This is a genomic window from Streptomyces sp. NPDC048612, from assembly GCF_043199295.1.
Lineage (GTDB): Bacteria > Actinomycetota > Actinomycetes > Streptomycetales > Streptomycetaceae > Streptomyces.
Genome location: NZ_JBICVV010000008.1, coordinates 14,713 through 37,630, shown reverse-complemented (window position 1 = coordinate 37,630; position 22,918 = coordinate 14,713). Strand labels below are relative to the sequence as shown.

The 22,918-nt window shown below is 72.6% G+C and carries 17 protein-coding genes; 9 read left to right on the top strand and 8 right to left on the bottom strand.

Features of this window, described 5'->3' with window-relative positions:
- Window positions 1-96: 96 nt before the first annotated feature.
- Window positions 97-1,311, top strand: a complete 1,215-nt coding sequence (locus ACGFN2_RS14590) for a protein phosphatase 2C domain-containing protein (protein WP_393360271.1) — start codon at window positions 97-99, stop codon at window positions 1,309-1,311.
- Between the two features lie 145 nt (window positions 1,312-1,456).
- Window positions 1,457-3,199 carry a pyruvate dehydrogenase gene (locus ACGFN2_RS14585; protein ID WP_393360269.1) on the top strand — a complete coding sequence of 581 codons (1,743 nt, stop codon included), beginning with the start codon at window positions 1,457-1,459 and terminating at the stop codon, window positions 3,197-3,199.
- 64 nt (window positions 3,200-3,263) lie between these two features.
- On the opposite strand, the gene ACGFN2_RS14580 is transcribed toward ACGFN2_RS14585, so the two are convergent.
- Window positions 3,264-4,355: a M20 family metallopeptidase gene (locus ACGFN2_RS14580; protein WP_393360592.1), complete on the bottom strand. Its 1,092-nt coding sequence runs from the start codon at window positions 4,353-4,355 to the stop codon at window positions 3,264-3,266.
- A gap of 219 nt (window positions 4,356-4,574) precedes the next feature.
- On the opposite strand from ACGFN2_RS14580, the gene ACGFN2_RS14575 reads away from it, so the two are divergent.
- Entirely contained in the window at window positions 4,575-4,979 is a 405-nt protein-coding gene (locus ACGFN2_RS14575) for a chaplin (protein WP_362604990.1), read from the top strand.
- A 186-nt stretch (window positions 4,980-5,165) separates the two neighbouring features.
- Here the strand turns inward: ACGFN2_RS14575 and ACGFN2_RS14570 are convergent, their stop codons facing one another.
- On the bottom strand, window positions 5,166-8,303 hold the full coding sequence (locus tag ACGFN2_RS14570; protein ID WP_393360267.1) for an alpha-mannosidase: 3,138 nt from the start codon (window positions 8,301-8,303) through the stop codon (window positions 5,166-5,168).
- 289 nt (window positions 8,304-8,592) lie between these two features.
- On the opposite strand from ACGFN2_RS14570, the gene ACGFN2_RS14565 reads away from it, so the two are divergent.
- Window positions 8,593-9,066 (top strand): ATP-binding protein, encoded by a 474-nt coding sequence (locus tag ACGFN2_RS14565; protein WP_362612102.1) that lies wholly within the window; start codon window positions 8,593-8,595, stop codon window positions 9,064-9,066.
- Between the two features lie 70 nt (window positions 9,067-9,136).
- Here ACGFN2_RS14565 and ACGFN2_RS14560 read toward each other — a convergent pair whose 3' ends face one another.
- From ACGFN2_RS14560 to ACGFN2_RS14550, 3 genes are all read right to left on the bottom strand, one after another.
- Window positions 9,137-10,228 carry a DUF2637 domain-containing protein gene (locus tag ACGFN2_RS14560; RefSeq protein ID WP_362612104.1) on the bottom strand — a complete coding sequence of 364 codons (1,092 nt, stop codon included), beginning with the start codon at window positions 10,226-10,228 and terminating at the stop codon, window positions 9,137-9,139.
- A gap of 191 nt (window positions 10,229-10,419) precedes the next feature.
- Window positions 10,420-11,010 (bottom strand): GNAT family N-acetyltransferase, encoded by a 591-nt coding sequence (locus ACGFN2_RS14555; RefSeq protein ID WP_393360265.1) that lies wholly within the window; start codon window positions 11,008-11,010, stop codon window positions 10,420-10,422.
- A 214-nt stretch (window positions 11,011-11,224) separates the two neighbouring features.
- Window positions 11,225-12,064, bottom strand: coding sequence for a (2Fe-2S)-binding protein (locus ACGFN2_RS14550; protein WP_393360263.1), 840 nt, complete (start codon window positions 12,062-12,064; stop codon window positions 11,225-11,227).
- Window positions 12,065-12,238: 174 nt separating this feature from the next.
- Here ACGFN2_RS14550 and ACGFN2_RS14545 point away from each other — a divergent pair, with 174 nt between their 5' ends.
- Entirely contained in the window at window positions 12,239-12,934 is a 696-nt protein-coding gene (locus tag ACGFN2_RS14545) for a GntR family transcriptional regulator (RefSeq protein ID WP_393360261.1), read from the top strand.
- Window positions 12,935-12,944: 10 nt separating this feature from the next.
- On the opposite strand, the gene ACGFN2_RS14540 is transcribed toward ACGFN2_RS14545, so the two are convergent.
- From ACGFN2_RS14540 to ACGFN2_RS14530, 3 genes are all read right to left on the bottom strand, one after another.
- Window positions 12,945-13,808: a hypothetical protein gene (locus ACGFN2_RS14540; RefSeq protein WP_362612154.1), complete on the bottom strand. Its 864-nt coding sequence runs from the start codon at window positions 13,806-13,808 to the stop codon at window positions 12,945-12,947.
- Between the two features lie 486 nt (window positions 13,809-14,294).
- The gene (locus ACGFN2_RS14535; RefSeq protein ID WP_393360258.1) at window positions 14,295-15,146 is read right to left on the bottom strand and encodes a hypothetical protein; all 852 of its coding nucleotides are present in this window, start codon (window positions 15,144-15,146) and stop codon (window positions 14,295-14,297) included.
- A gap of 274 nt (window positions 15,147-15,420) precedes the next feature.
- Entirely contained in the window at window positions 15,421-17,085 is a 1,665-nt protein-coding gene (locus ACGFN2_RS14530) for a PucR family transcriptional regulator ligand-binding domain-containing protein (protein WP_362612116.1), read from the bottom strand.
- A 260-nt stretch (window positions 17,086-17,345) separates the two neighbouring features.
- On the opposite strand from ACGFN2_RS14530, the gene ACGFN2_RS14525 reads away from it, so the two are divergent.
- The 4 genes from ACGFN2_RS14525 to ACGFN2_RS14510 all read left to right on the top strand — a co-directional run bounded on the left by ACGFN2_RS14525 (window position 17,346) and on the right by ACGFN2_RS14510 (window position 22,904).
- Window positions 17,346-18,233, top strand: a complete 888-nt coding sequence (locus ACGFN2_RS14525; protein ID WP_362612118.1) for a xanthine dehydrogenase family protein subunit M — start codon at window positions 17,346-17,348, stop codon at window positions 18,231-18,233.
- Complete coding sequence (locus tag ACGFN2_RS14520; RefSeq protein ID WP_393360256.1) at window positions 18,224-18,820, top strand: (2Fe-2S)-binding protein; 597 nt, start codon at window positions 18,224-18,226, stop codon at window positions 18,818-18,820. The genes ACGFN2_RS14525 and ACGFN2_RS14520 overlap by 10 nt, the downstream gene beginning before the upstream one ends.
- Window positions 18,821-18,822: 2 nt before the next feature.
- Window positions 18,823-21,204: a xanthine dehydrogenase family protein molybdopterin-binding subunit gene (locus tag ACGFN2_RS14515; protein WP_393360254.1), complete on the top strand. Its 2,382-nt coding sequence runs from the start codon at window positions 18,823-18,825 to the stop codon at window positions 21,202-21,204.
- Window positions 21,205-21,446: 242 nt separating this feature from the next.
- Complete coding sequence (locus tag ACGFN2_RS14510; protein WP_393360252.1) at window positions 21,447-22,904, top strand: NCS2 family permease; 1,458 nt, start codon at window positions 21,447-21,449, stop codon at window positions 22,902-22,904.
- Window positions 22,905-22,918: the final 14 nt, after the last annotated feature.

Here is a 22,918-nt window from a genome sequence, read left to right as displayed (position 1 = left end):
GACTACCGCGGCCGGTCACTCTTGTGAGGCCGAACGCCCGGTGGACGCTCTTTTGCGCCCTGTTGAGGGCACGGCCGCGCAGGGACAATACGGCGCATGAACCAGCAGGAGGCCGGGTGCGGCCAGGAGGACGACTGGTGGCGGGAGTTGTACGGGGAGGGAGGGGGAGACGATGCGCCGGGGCGCGCCGCGGTGCACGACGCCGGGCCGGCCGACACCCCGGACACCCTCGATGACCGGGTGGCCTCGGCGCTCCGGGCAGTGGCCGCGCCGCGCCGGGCGGTCCCGAGGCGACAGCCCCCGGCGGCCCGCCCCACGGCATCCCCGTCAGCGCCGATCCCGCTCCAGGCCACCGGTCCGGGCCACCGCCCGGCGCCTCCCACCCCGCCGGCCGCCCCGTCCGCGCCGGAGCCGCCCCGTGACACCCCCGCGCCGGCCGGCACCGGCACCCCGCACGACCGCCCGCCGCTCTCCGGCGAGCTGGGCACCCTGCCCGCCGCCGACCCGGCCGCCCTCGACGACCTGGTGCCGGACACCGCGCTGGACGGCGCCCGGTACGGCTCACTGACGCTGCTCGCCGCCTCCCGGCGCGGCGACCTCGCCCGCCACCGCGGCGACGTACGCCGCGACGCCCTGCTCACCGCCCGCTTCGGCGCCGGCCGGCACGCCCTGATCCTGGTCGCCGTCGCCACCGGCCGGCCCGCCGCAGCGGGCGGCCACCGCGCCGCCCAGGAAGCCTGCGCCCGCATCGGCGGCGCGGTCGGCCGCAGCTACACCCGACTGGCCGAGGACATCCGTACGGACCACCGCAGCGCCCTCAAATCCGGGCTCCAGCGGCTCACCGACCGCAGCTACGGCAGGCTGCGCGACCGGTCACCGGAGCCCGACGACGCACCGGAGCGGTACACCCCCGCACTCCGCTGCCTGCTGCTGCCCGCCGACCCGGACTGCCGGACCCGGGTGTTCTTCGGCGTCGGCGCCGGCGGCCTCTTCCGGCTCCGCGAAGGCGCCTGGGAGGACCTGGCGCCCGCGGTACCGGAGCAGGCAGCCAGGACGGGACCGGACGACGGCGCCGACGGGGCCGAGCCGTTCCTCTTCCGTACCGCCTTCGCCCGCCCGGGGGACACCCTGCTGCTGTGCAGCGCCGGTCTCGCCGAGCCCCTCCAGCAGGACCCCGCGTTCGCGGCCCGGCTGGCCGGCGAGTGGTCCGCCGCCGCGCCTCCGGACCCGCTGTCCTTCCTCGCCGCCGCACAACATCCCGTGGCGGGCCACCCGAAGGACCGTACGGCCGTCGGGGTGTGGGAGTCCTAGCGACGGGCAAACCCGGACCGGGGCACGGCCGGCGCGGCGGCGCAGCGGAGGCGGGCCGGGGGACCCCATGGGTTCATGGGACGAGGCCACCGCGCCAGCGGGCAGCCACCCAGCGCCGGACACCCGTCGAAGGAGCGACAGCGACATGGCGAAGCAGACCGTGGCCGAGCAGTTCGTGGACATCCTCGTACGGGCGGGGGTACAGCGGCTCTACGGCGTGGTCGGCGACAGCCTGAACCCGGTGGTGGACGCCATCCGCCGGAACCCCGCGATCGACTGGATTCAGGTCCGGCACGAGGAGACCGCCGCCTTCGCCGCCGGGGCGGAGGCCCAGCTCACCGGCTCCCTCGCGGCCTGCGCGGGCTCCTGCGGCCCCGGCAACCTGCACCTCATCAACGGCCTGTTCGACGCGCACCGCTCCATGGCCCCGGTCCTCGCCCTGGCCTCGCACATCCCCGCCGGCGAGATCGGCACCACCTACTTCCAGGAGACCCACCCCGACCGGCTGTTCGTCGAGTGCAGCCACTACAGCGAGCTGATCTCCAGCACCCGGCAGATGCCGCGGGTGCTGCAGACCGCGATCCAGCACGCCATCGGGCAGAGCGGGGTCGCGGTCGTCGCCCTCCCCGGCGACATCGCCGGCGAGGAGGCCCCGGAGCGGGCCATCGAACACGCCCTGGTCACCACGCGCCCGTCCGTCCGCCCCGGAGAGGCCGAACTCGACGCGCTGGCGAGGATGATCGACGAGGCCGACCGGGTCACGCTGTTCTGCGGCAGCGGCACGGCGGGCGCGCACGCCGAGGTGATGGAGTTCGCCGAGCGGGTGAAGTCCCCGGTCGGCCACGCGCTGCGGGGCAAGGAGCACATCCAGTACGACAACCCCTACGACGTGGGCATGAGCGGACTGCTCGGCTACGGCGCCGCCTACGAGGCCACCCATGAGTGCGATCTGCTGATCCTGCTCGGCACGGACTTCCCGTACAACGCGTTCCTGCCCGATGACGTCAGGATCGTCCAGGTCGATGTCCGGCCCGAACACCTGGGCCGCCGCACCACGCTCGACCTCGCCGTCTGGGGCGATGTCCGCGAGACGCTGCGCGGCCTGATCCCGAAGGTCCGGCCGAAGCAGGACCGCAGGTTCCTCGACCGGATGCTGAAGAAGCACACCGAGGCACTGGAAGGCGTGGTCAAGGCCTACACCCGCAAGGTCGAGAAGCGCACCCCGATCCACCCCGAGTACGTCGCCTCCGTCCTGGACGAAGAGGCCGCCGACGACGCCGTCTTCACGGTCGACACCGGTATGTGCAACGTCTGGGCGGCCCGCTACCTCACCCCCAACGGCCGCCGCCGGGTGATCGGTTCGTTCAGCCACGGCTCGATGGCCAACGCGCTGCCGCAGGCGATCGGCGCCCAGTTCACCGACCGCGGCCGCCAGGTCGTCTCCATGTCGGGCGACGGCGGGTTCTCGATGCTGATGGGCGACTTCCTCACCCTGGTCCAGTACGACCTGCCGGTGAAGGTGGTGCTGTTCAACAACTCCTCGCTGGGCATGGTGGAACTGGAGATGCTGGTCTCCGGCCTGCCGGCGTACGGCACCACCAACCGGAACCCGGACTTCGCGGCCATCGCCCGCGCGGCCGGTGCCCACGGCGTCCGGGTGGAGAAGCCCAAGCAGCTGCGCGGCGCCCTGCGCGACGCCTTCCGCCACAAGGGCCCGGCCCTGGTCGACATCGTCACCGACCCCAACGCCCTGTCCATCCCGCCCAAGATCAGCGCCGAGATGGTGTCCGGCTTCGCCCTCTCGGCCGGAAAGATGGTGCTGGACGGCGGCGTCGGCCGCATGCTCCAGATGGCCCGCTCCAACCTGCGCAACATTCCCCGGCCTTGAGGCGCCTCCGCAGGCCCCGGACCGGGCCCGCGAGTGCGCCGCGCCGACCGGCCCGCCCGGCCGCTCAGCGGTCTCGGAACAGCCCCTCATGCCCCTCCGCCTGCTGAATCGCCCGCACCAGTCCGGCGACCAGCTGTGCCCGCTCGGCCATGGAGTCGATCAGCAGGTACTCGTGGTCGGCGTGGGCGCCGCCGCCGACCGCGCCGAGGCCGTCGAGGGTGGGTACCCCCAGCGCGGCCGTGAAGTTGCCGTCGCTGCCGCCGCCGACGGCGCGGGCCTCGACGCCGGGGAGCAACCGCTGTGCCACCGCGAACAGCCCGGCCGCCGCCGACTCGGGCATCGGGGGCCGGCCGATGCCGCCCCGTACCGTGATCTCCGCCTCGTCGAGATGCGGCGCCAGCGCCGCGAAGGCGGCTTCGACGCGGTCCTTCTCGTCGGCCGTCTCGACCCGGACGTCGACGGTGACGGTCGCCTCCGCGGGGACGACGTTGTCCAGGGTGCCGGCGGCCGCGACGGTCGGGGTCACGGTCGTGCCGGTCCCGGGCCGGCCGAGCGCCGCGATGTCCAGGACCTGATGTGCCGCTTCGACCAGGGCGTTGACCCCGGCCGCGGGTTCGAGGCCCGCGTGCGAGGCCCGGCCCCGGACCGAGACCTGGAAGGTGCCGCAGCCCTTGCGGCCGGTCTTCAGGGCTCCGCCGTCCGCGGCCCCCTCCATGACGAGGACCGCGCCGCAGGCCAGGGCGCGCTCTTCGAGGAGGGCGCGGGAGGCGTGGGAGCCGACCTCCTCGTCGGCGGTCAGCAGGATCTCGACGCCCGACCGGTCGTCGAGCGTCGCCAGGCCGTGAACGGCCTGCACCACACCGCCGAGCATGTCGAAGACCCCGGGGCCGGTCGCCCGCCCGTCCGCGGCCCGGAACGGGCGGCGCTCAAGACTGCCGAGCGGGAACACCGTGTCGTGGTGACCGAGGATCAGGACCTTCGGGTCGCCGCCGGCCGCCCAGTGGACATGCGGTCCGGCCTCGCTCTCCACGAGGACGGCCTGCCCGCCGAGGCGGCGTTCGAGGACGGCCGCGACGGTTTCGGCCGAGGCCCGCAAGGCGTGGAGGTCGCGTGAGGGGGACTCGACCTCGACGAGCGTCCTGAGGTCCTCGATCATCGCGTCCACGCTGGCGGTCCGGTGCGTCGTCACGGGAACAAGAGTACGTGGCGCTCCATAGGCCCAACTTGGTTCCTTCGCCAGCTGAAGCGATCTCTAAACCACATTTATAACCGGAAAGAGTGAAATGTTAGCAAAGGGACTCAATGTAGTCCCGTATACGCCGAAAGGAAGAGCAGGAAGCGGCAGTGAGCCGCTTGGAGCGATCGGGAGATTGTTATGTCACGGATCACGCGGGTGACTGCCATGGCCGCACTGGCGGCGAGTACTGCCCTGGCCGGTATGTCGCCGGCGTTCGCGGACAGTGGCGCGTCCGGCGGCGCGGCCAATTCGCCGGGTGTGGTGTCGGGTAACGCGATTCAGGTCCCGGTCCACATTCCGGTCAATGTGTGCGGCAACACCATCAACATCGTGGGGCTGCTGAACCCGGCCTTCGGCAACACCTGCCTCAACGGCGGCATCGAGCGCCGGGTGGTGCACCGTCACACCGTCGTCAAGCACCACCACAAGCACGTCAAGCACGTCAAGCATGTCAAGAAGCACCACCCGAAGAAGCACCACCACCACAAGCCGGTCGGTGGCGTGCACACCGGTGGCGGCGGCCTGGTCGACGTCGAGCGCTGAGCCACTCGCTTGGATCATCTGGTCATCGCGAGCGTGCGTGCACCGCGCTGACGGCCCGGCCGACGCCGAGAGGGCCTGAACCGAGCGGTCCGGTGGGCTTCACCACCCGCATGCTCACCAGCACACGACGGCCGGGACCCCACCACGGGGTCCCGGCCGTCGGGCTGCCCGGCCGCCCCGCCGGGCTCACCCGGCGGGCGGACGCTGCGGACGGAGCCGGAGGGTCAGGATCTGGAACGGGCGCAGCTCGACCGTCACATCCGAGGTCGGGCCCTCCTCCTCCTCGTGCAGCGGACGCTCCAACAGGTCCGTCACCGTGGCGTGTGCGACGGGGAAACCGGGAGAGAGGGTGCCCGTCGCGCGGCCGCCACGGGACTCGTACAGACGCACCACCACATCGCCGCTGCGGTCCTCGGCGAGCTTGACCGACTCGACCGTGACCGCCGGGTGGTCGACGCGGACCAGCGGGGGCACGGGCGGCACGGCGGCCGCCCTGAGCGGCAGGTTGAGGGCCAGGCCCCCGGCGACCGCGTCGCCGACGCCGGCCCCCGGCAGGAGTGCGTAGGTGAAGCGGTGGGCCCCCTGGTCGGTCTCCGGGTCGGGGCTGTGCGGGGCGCGCAGCAGGGTCAGCCGTACGGTCGTGCCCAGGCCCTCGGGGTGCGGGGTGCGGGTCACGTCATGGCCGTAGGTCGAGTCGTTGAGCAGCGCGATGCCGTAGCCCGGCTCGGCGACCCGCAGCCAGCGGTGCGCACAGATCTCGAAACGGGCCGCGTCCCAGCTGGTGTTGGTGTGCGTGGGGCGGTGGACATGGCCGAACTGCACCTCGGAGGTGGACCGTTCGGCGTGCACATCCAGCGGAAAGGCGGCCTTGAGGACCTTCTCCGACTCGTGCCAGTCGATGTCGGTGGTGATGTCGAGACGGCGGGAGCCGGCCCGCAGGGTGAGTTCCTGGGTGAGCCGGGAGGCGCCGAACGCCCTGGTCACCCGTACCGTCGCGGACAGCGGCCCGGCCGCGGTCAGCTCCACGGACTCGGCGTCGGTCAGATCGGTGTGCCGGTGGCGGTAGTGGCGGTCGAGGTCCCAGGCGTCGTACCGGGTGGGGTGGTCGGGGTGCAGTTGCAGCAGATTGCCGCGGGCGTCCGGTGCCAGCACCTCCCGTCCGGCGTGCAGATCGCGTACGGAGGTCAGCAGGCCGTCGGTGTCGAGTTCCACCCGCAGCAGCCCGTTGTCGAGGGTGAGGGTGCCGTCGGAGCCGGTGTCGGCCCGTACGGGCGGCGGCGGTGGGGTGGGGGAGTCCGGGCCGGGCGGACGGACGGCGGCCGAGCCCAGTGCGGGGACATGGACCGCGACGGCCGACGGCCCGTCCGGCCCGGTGCCTGCCGTCCCGGCCGGCAGCTCGACGATCTCGTCCCGGGGGTAGGGCGAGGCGTTGAACACCGTCGGGACGCCGGGCGCCGCGCCCCCGGGCCCGGCCGGCGCCGCGAGCGCCGTTTCGATGATCCCGGTGAGCTCCGCCTCCACCGCCGCGTAGGTGGCACGGGCCTCGCGGTGCACCCAGGCGATGGACGAGCCCGGCAGGATGTCGTGGAACTGGTGCAGCAGCACGGTCTTCCAGAGGCGGTCGAGGGCGTCGTACGGGTAGGCGTACGCGTCGCCCCCCGCCCGCACCGCCGCCGTGGCCGCCCACAACTCCGCCTCGCGCAGCAGGTGTTCACAGCACCGGTTGCCCTGTTTGGTCTTCGCCTGCGAGGTGTACGTGCCGCGGTGGAACTGGAGGTACAGCTCGCCCGACCAGACCGGTGCCGCCGCCCCGTACTCCTCGTGGGCGGCCTCGAAGAACCGGGCCGGCGGCTCGACCCCGACCCGCGGTGAGCCCTCCAGGGACCGCAGCCGGCGGGCCCGCTCCAGCATCTCGCGGGTCGGGCCGCCCCCGCCGTCACCCCAGCCGAACGGGACCAGGGAGCGGGTGGCCCGTCCCTTGTCCGCGAAGTTGCGTTCGGCGTGGGCCAGTTCGCGTCCGTGGAGCTGGGAGTTGTAGGTGTCGACCGGCGGGAAGTGGGTGAAGATCCGGGTGCCGTCGATGCCCTCCCACCAGAAGGTGTGGTGCGGCATCCGGTCGGTCTGGTTCCACGACAGCTTCTGGGTCAGGAACCACTTCGCGCCGGCCAGCCGGGCCAGCTGCGGGAAGGCGGCGGTGTAGCCGAACGAGTCCGGCAGCCAGATCTCCTCGGTCTCCACCCCCAGCTCCTCCAGGAAGAACCGTTTGCCGTGCACGAGCTGCCGGGCCAGCGCCTCACCGCCGGGCATGTTGGCGTCGGACTCCACCCACATCGAACCCACCGGCGCCCAGTTCCCGTCCCGTACGGCCTCCTTGATGCGCTCCCAGATGTGCGGCTGGTGCTCCTTGACCCAGGCGTACTGCTGCGCCTGGGAGCAGGCGAACACCAACTCCGGGTAGTCCTTGGCGAGATGGGTGACGTTGGCGAAGGTGCGGGACGCCTTGCGGACGGTCTCGCGCAGCGGCCACAGCCAGGCCGAGTCGATGTGTGCGTGCCCGGTGGCCGAGACACGGTGGGCGCTCGCGGCGGCCGGCCGGCTCAGGACATCGGCCAGCGCGGCCCGCCCCGTGGCCGCCGTGCCGCCGACGTCGTGCAGGTCCAGCGCGTCCAGCAGGTCCTCCAGGGCCCGCAGGATCTCGTGCCGGCGCGAGCCGTCGGCGGGCAGTTCGTGCATCAGCTCCGACAGCACCTCGATGTCGAGGACCAGCTGCCAGACGGTCTCGTCGAGCACCGCGAGGTCCGCCGAGGCGAAGCGGTACAGCGGACGGGCGGGCGCGGTCCGTACATCGCCGAGGTCCGTGGGGCGGAAGTCCCGCAGCACCGCCGGGTTCGCGGCCGCCTCCAGCAGCAGCCGCACCTCCTCACCGCCGCTGACCGGCGCACCGACAGGAAGGTGACGGTTACGCGGATGGATGCCCTTGAGCGGCACCCCGTCGGCGTCGTACAGCAGGCCCTCGGCCTGGAACCCGGGCCCGTCGCCGCTGAACCCGGGATCGATGACGGCCTCCACCCGGTGCCCCGCCCACTCCCGCGGCACCTCACCCGTCAGCCGGAACCAGCTGGTGGACCACGGCGGCCCCCAGGGCTCGCCGGCCGTGAACGGCTCGTACGTGGCCGCGAGGGCCTCGCTCACCGGCCCCGGCTCCCCGGGCGCGTGCCAGACGGCGAGCCGCAGCGGCACCCGCGCCGCGTACTGGGCGGGCCGGATGAACTGCCCCAGCGCCCGCTCCAGGCGCCCCTCCACCAGCAGTCGGTCGTCGTGCACAGCGGCTCCTCACGCTCGTACTCCCCGCGCTGCCGGGGCGCGGGCGGGTTCCCGGCGGCAACCGGAGGAGTGCTTCCGTACCCGGTGCCGGGGCCGGGCTTCGCGACAGGCTCGGATCAGGCATACCCACCGCGGCCCCGCCCGGCTCACCCGGCATGAGGGTGACGGACCGGCGGGACGGGGAGCACAGAAGCGGCACACCCGAAGCATGGCGACAGATCGGATGGGCATGCTGACCGTGAGGCTGTTCGAGGCAGAGCGCCGGAGTTCGTTGGGGGCGGGGGAGAGAATGCGTCAGCCTGTGCGGCGCGAGGAACGGAAGAGAACGCAGGAAGCGGCCGAGGGGGGCCGGAACGGGGAGACCACCGCGCGGGCGCCGGGGGTGCTGGAGCGGAAGGTACGGCACGCGGATCTGAAGGCGGTCGGAGAGGTGCGCAGGGAGCTGCGCCAGCTGCTGAGCCGCTGGACGGCGCCGGGCGTCGGCGAACTCGCGGAGGTCGCGACGCTGCTCACCAGCGAGCTGGTCACCAATGCCCTGGTGCATGCCGAGGGCGGCGCCGTCGTCACGGCCCGGGTCAGCGACCGGTTGCGGGTGGAGGTCAGGGACTTCGTCCCCGGACGGCCCGAGCCACGGCCGCCGACCACCGACGGGACCTCCGGCAGGGGGCTGATGCTGGTGCGTTCCTTAGCCGACGCCTGGGGGATACGCACCGAGACCCTGGGCAAGAGCGTGTGGTTCGAACTGGGCGGCGGACCGGCCTGACGCGGGGGCGGGGGCGTCGGTCGGCGCGGTCCGCCACCAAGCGGTCCGCCACCAGGCGGTCCGCTACCGGTCAGCCGAACTGCCGCTCGATCTCGGCGAGTTTCTCCTCCAGGGAGTCCAGACGGGGAATCGTCTGGGTGTCGTCCTCCGCGGTGAGATCCACGGTCCGCGGAGCCCCGGCCGGGGCCCCGGCACCCTCGGCCTCAGCGCCGGCCACGGCCTTGAGAGCCGGGCGGGAGGGCGCCGGCAGCGCTCCGGTGAGCAGCGGCTGAGGATCGCCGGCTATGGCGGGGTCGGGCCCGGCCACCTCCGCGGCCGCGGCCGCAGGCTGCGGCACCGCCAGCTGCCGGCCGCCACCCCGGCCGACGCCCCAGGCGCGGTGCTGCCGGTTGAGGGCCTTGATGCGGGCCCGGTCGAGCTTGCCCTGCTCACGCCGCCGGAGACGGGCCTGCTCCTTCTCGCGCCGGTCCTCGCGGACCTCCTCGACCGCCTCGTCCAGCGTCCGTACGCCCTCCAGCAGCATCAGCGACCAGGCGGCGAAGGTCTCACGGGGCGCGCGAAGCCAGCGGACGATCCGGATCTGCGGCAGCGGCCGCGGCACCAGACCCTGCTCCCGCAGCGCCGCCCGGCGGGTCTGCTTGAGCGCCCGGTCGAAGAGGACCGCCGCCGACAGCGACATCCCGGCGAAGAACTGCGGTGCACCCGCGTGGCCCAGGCCGCGCGGCGCATGCACCCAGTTGAACCACGCCGCGGCACCCGCGAACGTCCACACCAGCATCCGCGACCCCAGTGCCGCGTCACCGTGGCTGGCCTCCCGTACGGCGAGCACGGAGCAGAACATCGCCGCACCGTCGAGCCCGAAGGGCACCAGATACTCCCAGCCCCCGGAGAGGTTGAGGTTCTGCACGCCGAAGCCGACCAGCCCGTGGAAGGACAGTGCGGCGGCGACCGCCGCACAGCAGAACAGCAGCAGATACGAGGCCGAGGCGAAGACGGCCTCCTTGCGCCGCCGCCGCTCCTCGCTGCGCTCCCAGGAGTCCTCCGCGACGGACCGGGCCGCCGCCCGCTTCCCGCGCACCACCAGCGCCACGGCCGCAAGCACACCGAAGAGCAGCACGGCACCGGGAACCAGCCAGTCCAGCGATATGTCGGTCATTCTCATTCTGGAATCCCTTTGCCTCGGGTACGCGATTTCCGCGACATCCTGGCGGAATCCGATCCCCGCCCAGGGGGTTTCGGGGCAAGAGAACGCCTAGGGGTACGGGGGAGGCGCCTTGGGGTCGAACTGTCGTCCGTCAAAGGGAAGTTGAGTTCGATCGTGACTGCCCTGGCGGGCGCCGCGCCCGCAGCGTCTCAGCCCGTGCGGTCGTCCGCGCCCTCCGGTCCGGGAGGGAGTGGGATCTCGAAGTGCACGGTGCCGAAGCCTGCCCCGTGTTCGCCGGTGGTTCTGGCGTCGAAGACCTCCTTGGCGATGCTGTTCCAAAAGCCCTGTGCGCCGGGGATGTTGACGTTGGTGTGCAGGTAGACGCAGTCGTAGCCCGGTGTGGCGGCGGCGAACGCGCAGGCCTTCCGCACCATGGCGCGGGCCAGGCCGTGCCGCCGGTGCTCGGGCCGGACGTAGACGCGGACGAGTTGCGCGGCGGAGGCGTAGCGCTCGGCCAGCCGGCGTGGATGCGGGGGGTGTGCCGGTCCGCGGGACAGCAGTCCGGTGGTGGCCACCACCTCGCCGTCCGACAGGGCGACGATCAGCTGGTGCCGCGGGTGGTCCAGGTAGGTGCCCCGGATGTCGATGACGTCGGCGTGCCAGGCGGGCACGTATCCGTAGTCGAACTCGCGGTAGAAGGTGTCCAGCATGACGCTGCGCGCGCCGTCGCAGTCCTGGGGTTCGGCCGGGCGGATCGTGTAGGTGCCGGTCTCGTGCGTCTGGGGTTGTGGGTCGTGCATGCCTTGTCCGTGGGGGAGGGGGTGGGGTGGGGGTTCCGGGTATTCGGGGGTGTGGGCGGGCGTGGGGTGGTCCTGGGGCGCGTGACCGGAGTGACCAGCAGTGCACAGCATATGGATATGGAAATCATTTTCAACTTGGCCTCGCGGCTCTGCCCGTGCTGCATGTGCCTGCGGTGGGAGTGGTGTGTCGGCGTCGCGCCGGTTTGAGGGGGTGTCAGGTGGCGGTGGTCAGGCGTCTGATGCGGTCCTCGTCGCGGGTGCGCGGGCAGGTGACGCAGGTGTCCTCGGGGCGGAGCGTGTAGTACATGCAGCAGCTGGCGCGGTCCCGGGTGGGCAGCGCCTCGCCGCCGGGTCCGGTCAGCTCGCGGAATGCCGCGCCTCCCACGTAGGGCGCGGTGGCGCCGGGCAGCAGCCGCTCCAGCGCGATCCTCGCCCGCGGTTCCTCGCCCAGCAGCTGAGCCACGTACCAGAGGCCCTCGACGATCTCGTCGGACGCCATGCCCCACAGTGCCCGCGGCCCGCGCCGCACCCGGGTGCGGAATCCGTCGAGGACGGGTCCGAGGTGCGCGGCCACCGCCGCCCGGACCTCCGCGCGCAGCGCCTCCTCGTCCGGTACGACCCGGGCCCCGGGCAGCGCCGCCGCCGGATCGTCCGGAAGGCAGGCGAACGCGCTGAGGCGTACCGCCATCCGGAGGGGCTCGCGCCGGACCGAGACGTCCTGGACGGGCAGATGCGGGACCCGGCGGTGCAGGAACCAGGGGAGGGTGATCAGCAGACAGGCGGGCCAGGCGTAGCGGTGCAGGGCGAAGCTCGCGACCACGTCCGGCCGGGCGGACCGGCCGTGGTCGCGGACGATCTGTGCGTCGTCCCAGGCGAGGAAGGCGTCGAGGGCCTCGCCGCCGGCCGCCAGCCCGGCCGCGCACACCCAGCCGTCGCCACTGGGCGGTGCGGTGTGCCAGGTGGTCACCTGCAGACCGGGAAAGACCTCGGTGAGCCGGGCGTAGGACTCGGCGACGGGGTGGGTCGCGGCCGGGGCGGCGAGAGCAGAAGTCATGGGGAGACCACCGAATCGCGATCGTTAGCAGGTAAGGCTTACCTTACCCGAACTCTCTACCCGCGCCCGCTCGGCGCCAGTCCCGGCAGCCCGGCGAGGTTCCGGTACCGGTGCACGGATTTGTACTGTGGCCCGCGCCGCCTATGGTGCTGGGATACGTCAGAAGGAGCCGTCATGGAACAGGGCACAGCGGAACAGGAGCCGGCCGCGCGGGCATGGGTGCCCGCGCAGCCCGGCCCTGCCGCGCCCCGGCGGCACTCCGTCCGCGGCCAGGTGCTGGCCGCGCTCCGCCGTGCCCTGGCCGGCGGGGAGCTGACCCCCGGCGAGGTCTACTCCGCGCCCGCGCTCGCCGAGTGCTACGGCGTCTCCGCGACCCCGGTCCGTGAGGCCATGCAGCAGCTCGCCTGCGAGGGTGCCGTCGAGGTCGTGCCCAACCGCGGCTTCCGGGTCGCCGAGTGCAGCTCCCGCGACCTCGCCGAGCTGGCCGAGGTCCGGCGGATGCTGGAGGTGCCCGCGATCATCCGGCTGGCGCGGGCGCTGCCCCCGGAGCGCTGGGAGGAGCTGCGCCCGCTCGCCGCCGCGGGTGTGGCGGCCGCGGCCCACGGGGACCGGGCCGCCTACGCCGAGGCCGACCACGCCTTCCATGTCGCCCTGATGGCGCTCACCGGAAACCGCCGGCTCACCGAGGTGGCCGGCGATCTGCTGCGCCGCACCCAGTGGCCGGCGGGTGGCTCCCGGCTGCGCACCGCCGAGCTGCTGGCCGACGCCTCCGAGCACACCGCGCTGCTCGACGCCCTGGTGGCCCAGGAGTACGCGGTGGTCGAACGGATCGCCCGCGAGCATGTCTCGGCGGCCCGGCACCCGCACTGAGACCGGTGGCTCAGTCGGGCAGCAGCTCCTCCAGGGGCAGCGCCGCGACATCGGCGGCGGGACGGGAGAGGTAGAGCTCGGCGTGGTAGAAGCCGTCGGACTCCTTGCCCGCGGTGGACAGGCCGAGGCCCGCCAGCGCGTCGAAGCTCGCCCGCCGCTCACCCTCGTCGGCGAACCGGCGCTGCCGGAACGTGCGGGTGGTGAGCTTCTCCGTCACCAGGCCGGCCCGGGCCAGCAGCGCGGAGACCGGCTGGTAGGACACGGTCCGCAGGACGAACGCGGCGACCCAGGGCGGCGCGGACACGTTGTCGATGAGGTGGCCGAAGGTACGCGCGGTGATGTAGCCGACGCCGCCGGTGACGGTGATCAGGTCGGTGCCCGCGAGGACCTTCCGGAGTTCCGGGCTCGGCTCGTCGAGTTCCAGGTTCTCCGCGAAGCCGTGGTCGAGCAGACCGACCGACTGCGCGTAGCCGGCCGCGCGGTCCGCCGAGTCGATGCCGCTGATCCGGAAGGGCGCCGCGCGCCGCCGGTTGGCGAAGAACGTGCGGTCCTCGTCGATGAGTTGGCGGGTGGTCGGCATGCCCGGACCGGGCGCGGCGTAGCGGCCGTAGAGGTCCGAGAGTGACAGCTGGTGATTGAGGAGCGCCGCGTTGACCCCGTACGAGCAGCAGAGGTCGACGACGTTCAGTGGGGGGCGGTCGCTCCGGTGCCGTTGGAGGGTCTCGGCCACGGCGCGGAAGACCGCTTGGCCGTGGTGCGGAATCTGGTAGTCCAGGGGGTGCAGTGTGGTGAAGTACCGACGGGGATCAGGGCAGTTGTAAATCGCCTCGAAATCTGCCTTGCCCCAGTCGGTTCCAGCGGTCGTATGCGTCACTCCTGCTGTCATCTATGGCCTCCTGCCAAGGCTGTAACAGTGGGTGGGGGCTGAGCTGGTCCCGGACCAGCATCCAAGTCCCTGCCGCCGCCTCACAGTGCGACTTGCGGCCATTCTCGGGGTCTGTGGGGCGGGATGGAACACCGCGGCCCCCGGCTTCCGCCCATGGTCCCACCTCATGGTTCCCCCGGCGCGTCGACCGCGGAGGCCGTTGGCAACCATCGCGCCCCGGCCGATCCGCCGCGCCGACCGTCCAGATCCGGCCAATCGCGGCGCGAGCGGGCATGGCTGAGGAAGGGGGGTTGACGGGGAGGAGGGAAGCAGTGCAGGGGGAAGTGGCGAGGGGCGGGAAAGGGGGCGGCGGTCCGCATCCCGCGGCCGGAAGGCGCAGGGGCGGGGAACGGCGGGGGGAACGGGCGACGGCCAACCACCCGTGGTCGCGGGGTGATTGGCCGTCGCGGGCGAGCGGTGCCCAGGGGGGCGCCCCTAGGTCGCCGGGAGGGCGGTGGAGAGATGGTCGGCGAGCCAGGTGGGGACGCCGCCCATGAGGCGGAACAGCCGGGCGGCCTCGGCGCGCAGCCGGGGCGCGTCGGTGTCCGGGGCGGCGTCGGCCAGTGCCGCGAGGGCCGGTGCCGTGCCGATGAGGAAGCCCAGCTCCTCGCGAATCCGCAGCGACTCGGCGAAGCCGTGCCGGGCCTCCGCCACGTCGCCGTCGCGCAGGGCCAGCCCGGCCAGATGACGCCAGGTGAAGGACAGCAGCAGGGTGTCACCGTGTGCGGTGGCACCAGCGTGCGCGCGGCGGTAGGCGGCGCGCGCCGAGTCCGGGCTGTCGGCGACATGCTCGGCCATCAGCCCGCGGCGGAAGTCCAGCAGCGGGCGGCCGGGCGCGGCCGGCGCCAGCAGCGCGGCGGCCCGGCCCAGCGCCGAACGCGCCTCGTCGGCCCGGTCACGGACGCCCAGGACCGTGGCGGCGTAAGCGAGGTGGCCGCGTTCGCAGGCCGCGCCGCCCCGCTCGTCGTCGTCGCCCGCCAGCGCCTCGGCGCTGCGCAGCGCGTCCTCCGCCTCGGCCCAGCCGGTGGCCGTGAACATGCAGCGCTCCACCAGGAGCGCGGCGCGACGCAGCGCGGACGGGGCGTGACGGACGGAGTGTGGTTCCAGCAGTGCGGCCGCGTCGTGCCAGCAGCCGCGGGAGCGCAGACGCCAAACGGCACGGTCGAGGGGACTGTCACCCTCGACCGTGCCGTTCGCCGGTGCCTCCGGTGCGGGTGCGGGTCCCGGTACCGCGAGCGGCACCGGCTCCGCGGAACTGACCGGATCAACGGGACTCGCCCCTGACATGGCGGTATCCGCCACATTGCCCTCCCCAAGCGCGCCATTGAGCTGGAAGTTGCAGACCGTGCGCGCATCTCAGCACGGATTCCGTCGTGCGGCCAAGGGGGCGGGTGAATGTTTTCACAATCACCGGGTGCACGTTTCCGGCGGGGGCGCGGCGATGATCAGGTGCGCCGTGGGGTGCCGCGTACGGCAGCCGTCCGGCCGCCGGGATCGGGTACCGCCCGATCGGATTACCCCGAACGGTGGAGTCCGGTCCGGCCGGGTCGCTTCCGCCGCGTCAGCTCATCCGCAGGGCGAGGAAGAAGTCGAGCTTGTCCTCCAGGCGGGACAGGTCCCGGCCGGTGAGCTGCTCGATCCGGCCCACCCGGTAGCGGAGCGTGTTGACGTGCAGGTGAAGGCGGCCGGCGCAGCGGGTCCAGGAGCCGTCGCAGTCGAGGAAGGCCTCCAGCGTGGGGATCAGCTCGGCGCGGTGCCGGCGGTCGTAGTCGCGCAGCGGGTCCAGGAGCCGGGCGGTGAAGGCCCGGCGGACGTCGTCCGGCACGAACGGCAGCAGCAGGACGTGCGAGGCCAGCTCCTCGTGCCCGGCGGCGCAGACCCGGCCCGGACGGGCGGCGGCGACCCGGCGGGCGTGCCGGGCCTCCTCCAGCGCGCCGCGCAGCCCCTCCGCCGAGTGCACCGAGGCGCTCACGCCGACCGTCAGCCGCCCGTCGTCCGCCAGACCGCGGCCGAGCGGCTGCCGGACGACGGCGAGCAGCTCATCGGCGTGCAGACCGGCCGCCGCGGAGTCCCCGGGCTCGTCCGGGACGGGCAGCGGCACCAGCGCCACCGCCTCGTCGCCGGTGTGGGCCACGGCGATCCGGTCGGAGGGCTCCGGACCGAACGTGCCCGGATCGACCAGCACCTCCTCCAGCAGGCTCTGGGCCACCGGGCCGCCGGGGACGTCGCCGTCCGCCCACTCGACGCGGGCCACCACGATCTGCCAGTGCGGCGCGGTGCCCAGGCCGGGCAGCAGCACGGGGGCCGCCACCCGCAGCCGGGCCGCGATCTCGGCGGGCGGGGCACCCGTCTGGACCAGCTCCAGCACCTCCTGGGCGAGCCGGCGGCGGACCGTACGGGCCGCGTCGCGCCGGTCGCGTTCCACGGCGATCAGCTGGGTGACCCCGTGCAGCAGGTCGAGGCGCTCCTCTGGCCAGTCGCCGGCATCCGCCTCGACGGCCAGCAGCCAGTCGCTGAGCAGGGTCTGCCGCAGGTCACGGCCCTCGTGGCGGATCGGGAACAGCGAGAAGGTGCCGCCCCCTTCGAGCGTGACGCGGTGCGGGCCGCGGCGGCCGCTGCGGGCGGCCGCCAGGTGCTCGCCCGCGAGCCGGGCGGCCACCTCGGCGGACAGCTCGGGCCCGGCGCCCGCCAGCGTCGAACCGGCGATCTGCCGGCCGGTGGGGGAGAGCACCCAGGCCCGCAGATCCAGGTCTGAGCCGAGCAGGTCCAGGACCACCTCCGGGCCGCCGCCGGCGGGCCCCGACGTCATCAGCCGCCGGTGACGGTCCACCACGGCCGCGAGGTCACCGGCCCGTTCGCTGGAGACCTGGCGGACGACATGCTCGGTGATGGAGGCGAACGAGACGTCCTCGACGACCGAGAACAGCGGCAGCCGGTGCTGCGCGCAGGCCGTGACCAGGTCCTCCGGGACCGAGCCCAGTTCCGCCTCGCCCGCGGCGAGTCCGGCGACCCCGGCCGCGGCCAGGATGCGGACGAACCGCTCGGAGTCCTCGGGCGCCCGGCGCCAGGCCAGGCCGGTCAGCACCAGTTCGCCACCGGAGAGGTAGCGGCTGGGGTCGCGCAGGTCGGTGGTCATCACGCCGCGTACGGTGCGGTCCAGCTCGTCCTCGCCCCCGAGCAGCCGAAGGCCCAGGGATGGGGTGTCCAGGAGTGCGCGGAGCCGCATGACCTCGCCCGCCGTTCTTTGCTGTCTGGTGTTGCCGGTGGAATGCCGCGAGGTTTCAGATCCTCGTCTTTCGTTCGAATCTACAAGACGGGTGCCCTGGCCAGCCAACCGCTTCATGGTTTCGGTGACTGCACCGGGTGGGTCCGGGGCGCGTTCACTAAGGCTCAACCGTTAACGAGACATGAACCGCTCCATGGCGATGTGGGCGCAGCGTCCTCACCATGAGTAACGAATGACCGATTTCGCAGAAGAGGCCAACCATGGACTTCCTTCGCCCCGCCAGCTGGGAGGAGGCGCTCGCCGCCAAGGCCGAGCACCCTACCGCTGTGCCGATCGCGGGCGGCACGGATGTGATGGTCGAGATCAACTTCGACCACCGCCGCCCCGAGTACCTGCTCGACCTGAACCGCATCGGTGACCTGAACGAGTGGGAGGTGGGCGAGAAGACCGTACGCCTGGGCGCCTCCGTTTCCTACACCCGGATCATGGAGAACCTCCGGACCGAACTCCCGGGCCTGGCCCTGGCGTCGCACACCGTCGCCTCCCCGCAGATCCGCAACCGCGGCGGCGTCGGCGGCAACCTCGGCACCGCCTCCCCGGCCGGTGACGCGCACCCCGCGCTGCTCGCCTCGGGCGGCGAGGTCGAGGTCGAGTCGGTACGCGGCCGCCGGATGATCCCCGTCGACGACTTCTACGTGGGCGTCAAGCGCAACGCCATGGAGCCGGACGAGCTGATCCGTTCGGTGCATCTGCCGAAGGCCGACGGGCCGCAGCAGTTCTCCAAGGTCGGCACCCGCAACGCCATGGTCATCGCGGTCTGCGCCTTCGGTATCGCGCTGCACCCCGAGACCCGCACGGTGCGCACCGGCATCGGCTCGGCCGCGCCCACCCCCGTACGGGCCCGCGAGGCCGAGGACTTCCTCACCGCGGCGCTGGACGAGGGCGGCTTCTGGGAGTCCGGCAGCACCCTTCCGCCGTCCGTCGCCAAGCAGTTCGCGCAGCTCGCCGCCGGCGCCTGCAACCCGATCGACGATGTGCGCGGCAGCGCCGCCTACCGCCGGCACGCGGTCGGCATCATGGCGCGCCGCACCCTCGGCTGGACCTGGGAGTCCTACCGGGGCAACGAGAGGAGCGCCCAGTGCGCGTGACATTCACCGTCAACGGCCGCCGCCAGGAGGCCGACGACGTCTGGGAAGGCGAGAGCCTGCTGTACGTCCTCCGGGAGCGGATGGGCCTGCCCGGCTCGAAGAACGCCTGTGAGCAGGGCGAATGCGGTTCCTGCACGGTCCGTCTCGACGGTGTGCCGGTGTGCTCGTGTCTGGTCGCCGCCGGGCAGGCCGAGGGCCGTGAGGTGGTCACGGTCGAGGGCCTGGCCGATTACGCCAAGCACCGCGAGGACGCCCACCCCGGCGCGGGCTGTCCCTCCGGCGCCTGTGGCACCTCCCTGCAGGACGCCCAGCGGTGGCAGGCCAAGGGCGACTCGCAGACCGGTGAAGGCGGTGAACTCTCCCCGATCCAGCAGGCGTTCATCGACGCGGGCGCCGTCCAGTGCGGCTTCTGCACGCCCGGCCTCCTGGTCGCCGCCGACGAGATGCTGGAGCACAACCCGCAGCCGACCGACGCGGACATCCGCGAGGCGCTCTCCGGCAACCTCTGCCGCTGCACCGGCTACGAGAAGATCCTCGACGCGGTACGGCTCGCGGCCGCCCGTCAGGGCCAGGAAGAGGTGGTCTGACCATGGGAACCACCGGAACCCCCACCAAGATCACCCAGGGTTCGCAGACCAAGGGCGGCATCGGCGAGTCCACCCTGCGTCCCGACGGGACGCTGAAGGTCACCGGAGAGTTCGCGTACTCCTCGGACATGTGGCACGAGGACATGCTGTGGGGCTTCACGCTCCGCTCCACCGTCGCGCACGCCGAGATCGTCTCCATCGACACCTCCGAGGCGCTCGCGCAGTCCGGCGTCTACGCCGTGCTGACCTACGACGACCTGCCCACGTCGATCAAGAACTACGGCCTGGAGATCCAGGACACCCCGGTTCTCGCGCACGGCAAGGTCCGCCACCACGGCGAGCCGGTGGCCCTGGTCGCCGCCGACCACCCGGAGACGGCGCGGCGCGCGGCCGCCAAGATCAGGATCGAGTACCGGGAACTGCCCGTCGTCACCGACGAGGCCTCCGCGACCGCGGCCGACGCGCCACTGCTCCACGAGGGCCGCAACGACCACCACGCCGGGCACGTCGCACACCCCAACATCGTCCACCGTCAGCCGATCGTCCGCGGCGATGCCGGCGCGGCCGCCGAGAGGGCCGATGTCATCGTCTCCGGCGAGTATGTCTTCGGCATGCAGGACCAGGCCTTCCTCGGCCCGGAGTCCGGCCTCGCGGTGCCCGCCGAGGACGGCGGGGTGGACCTCTACATCGCCACCCAGTGGCTGCACTCCGACCTCCGCCAGATCGCCCCGGTCCTCGGCCTGCCCGAGGAGAAGGTCCGGATGACGCTCTCCGGCGTCGGCGGCGCGTTCGGCGGCCGCGAGGACCTGTCGATGCAGATCCACGCCTGCCTGCTGGCGCTGCGCACGAACAAGCCGGTCAAGATCGTCTACAACCGGTTCGAGTCCTTCTTCGGCCATGTCCACCGGCACCCGGCGAAGCTCTGGTACGAGCACGGCGCCACCAGAGACGGCAAGATCACGCACATGAAGTGCCGGATCGTGCTGGACGGCGGCGCCTATGCCTCCGCGTCCCCGGCCGTGGTCGGCAACGCCGCCTCGCTGGCGGTGGGGCCGTACGTGATCGACGACGTCGACATCGAGGCCGTCGCGCTCTACACCAACAACCCGCCCTGCGGCGCCATGCGCGGCTTCGGTGCTGTCCAGGCGTGCTTCGCCTACGAGGCGCAGATGGACAAGCTGGCGGCCGAGCTGGGCCTGGACCCGGTCGAGCTGCGTCAGCTCAACGCCATGGAGCAGGGCACGATCATGCCGACCGGCCAGCCGGTCGACTCGCCGGCCCCGGTCGCCGAGATCCTGCGCCGCGTCAAGGCCCGCCCGCTGCCGCCGGAGCGGCAGTGGGAGTCCAGCGAGGGCGCCGACGTCCGTCAGCTGCCCGGCGGCCTGTCCAACACCACCCACGGCGAGGGCGTCGTCCGCGGTGTCGGCTACGCGGTCGGCATCAAGAACGTCGGCTTCTCCGAGGGCTTCGACGACTACTCCACCGCCAAGGTGCGGATGGAGGTCATCGGCGGCGAGCCGGTCGCCACCGTCCACACCGCGATGGCGGAGGTCGGCCAGGGCGGTGTCACCGTCCATGCACAGATCGCCCGCACCGAGCTCGGTGTCACCCAGGTGACGATCCACCCGGCCGACACCCAGGTGGGCAGCGCCGGTTCGACATCGGCCTCCCGTCAGACGTACGTCACCGGCGGCGCGGTCAAGCACTCCTGCGAGCTCGTCCGCGAGAAGGTCCTGGAGCTCGGCCGCCGCAGGATGGGCACGTATCACCCGGCCTGGGCCACCGCCGAACTCCTCCTGGAGGGCGGCAAGGTCGTCACCGACGGCGGTGAGGTCCTCGCCGACCTGGTGGATGTCCTCCAGGGTGAGGCGGTCGAGATCGAGGCCGAATGGCGGCACCGGCCGACGGAGGCCTTCGACCTGGTCACCGGCCAGGGCCACGGCCATGTCCAGTACTCCTTCGCCGCCCACCGCGCGGTCGTCGAGGTGGACACCGAACTCGGCCTGGTCAAGGTCATCGAGCTGGCCTGCGCCCAGGACGTCGGCAAGGCGCTCAACCCGCTGTCCGTCGTCGGCCAGATCCAGGGCGGTACCACCCAGGGCCTGGGCGTGGCCGTCATGGAGGAGATCCTCGTCGACCCCAAGACCGCGAAGGTGCGCAACCCCTCCTTCACGGACTACCTCATCCCCACGATTCTCGACACCCCGACCATCCCGGTCGATGTGCTCGAACTCGCCGACGAGCACGCCCCGTACGGGCTGCGCGGCATCGGCGAGGCCCCCACCCTGTCGTCCACCCCGGCCGTCCTCGCGGCGATCCGGAACGCGACCGGGCTGGAGCTCAACAAGACGCCGGTGCGCCCCGAGCACCTCACCGGTACATAGCGAGCCGTCCGGGGACCACCCCGGACACCGGCCTCCGGGCGGTACGTGTCAGGGGTGTCCCTGTCCGTCCTCCTCCGCGTACCGCCCGGAGACCACAACCCCCGCAGTACGCAGTTGCTGCTCCGGTCCGCCGGAGCCAGCCCCCCCCGTTCGTCTCGGGCCGTCCCCCGGGTCGTGCAGCCGGAGTTCTTTCCCAAATCTCGCGATGCGAGTGCCCCTTTGAACCTTGGGAGCAAGGCACCATGACCCAGCAGTCCACAGAGCCGAGGACGACGGCGGAAGACGCGGGCGCCGGCTCGCGGCAGCCCGCCGGCCGCTCCTGGCTCGACCGGTACTTCCACATATCCGACAGAGGCTCGACGCTCGCGCGAGAGGTGCGCGGCGGCATCACCACCTTCATGGCGATGTGCTACATCCTCCTGCTCAACCCGCTGATCCTCTCGACGGAGGACGTGGCGCACCACACCCTCGCGCACGCGGGCGTGGTCACCGCGACCGCGCTGGCCGCGGCGGTCTCCACCCTGCTGATGGGGTTCATCGGCAAGGTGCCGCTGGCGCTGGCCGCCGGTCTGAACGTCTCCGCCGCGCTGACCGCCCAGGTCGTCCCCAACATGACCTGGCCGCAGGCCATGGGGATGTGTGTGGTGTACGGCGTGATCATCTGTCTGCTGGTGGTCACCGGACTGCGCGAAATGATCATGAACGCGATCCCGCTCGCGCTCAAGCACGCGATCACCATGGGCATCGGGATGTTCGTCGCCCTGCTGGGGCTGGTGAAGGCCGGATTCGTGGGCAAGGGGGAGGGCGGCCCGGTCACCCTCGGCCTGAACGGTCAGCTGTCCGGCTGGCCGGTCCTGTTCTTCTGCCTCACCCTGCTGCTGATCTTCATGCTGCAGGCCCGCAGGGTGCCCGGCGCCATCCTCATCGGCATCGTCGTCGGCAGCGTCCTGGCCATCGCGGCGACCCGGATCGGCGGGCTGACGGCCAAGGACTGGGGCGGCACGCCCCCGGAGCTGACCGGCAACGCCGTCGCGATGCCCGACTTCGGCCTCTTCGGCCAGGTGGAGTTCGGCGGCTGGGGCTCCATCGGCGCCCTCAGCGTCGGCATGATCGTCTTCACCCTGGTGCTGGCCGGTTTCTTCGACGCCATGGCCACCATCATCGGCGTCGGCACCGAGGCCAAGCTGGCCGACGACAAGGGCCGGATGCCGGGCCTGTCCAAGGCGCTGTTCGTGGACGGCGCGGGCGGTGCCATCGGCGGTGTCGCCGGTGCGTCCGGCCAGACCGTGTTCATCGAGTCGGCGAGCGGCGTCGGCGAGGGCGCCCGGACCGGGCTGTCGTCCGTCGTCACCGGCCTGTTCTTCGCGGCCTGCCTGTTCTTCACGCCGGTCACCCAGCTCGTCCCGGCCCAGGTGGCTTCGGCCGCCCTCGTCGTCATCGGCTCGATGATGATGAGCGCCGCGGGCCAGGTGGACTGGCGCGACCGCTCGGTGTCCATCCCGGTCTTCCTGACCGTGGCCCTGATGCCGTTCACCTACAGCATCACCGCGGGCGTCGGCGCCGGCGTCATCGCCTACACCGCCATCAAGGCGGCCCAGGGCAAGTGGCGCGAGGTCGGCGGCTTCATGTGGGTGCTGACCGCCGTCTTCACCGTCTATTTCTCGCTCCATCCGATCGAGCAGTGGCTGGGCGTCAAGTAGCGCCCCGCCCTCCC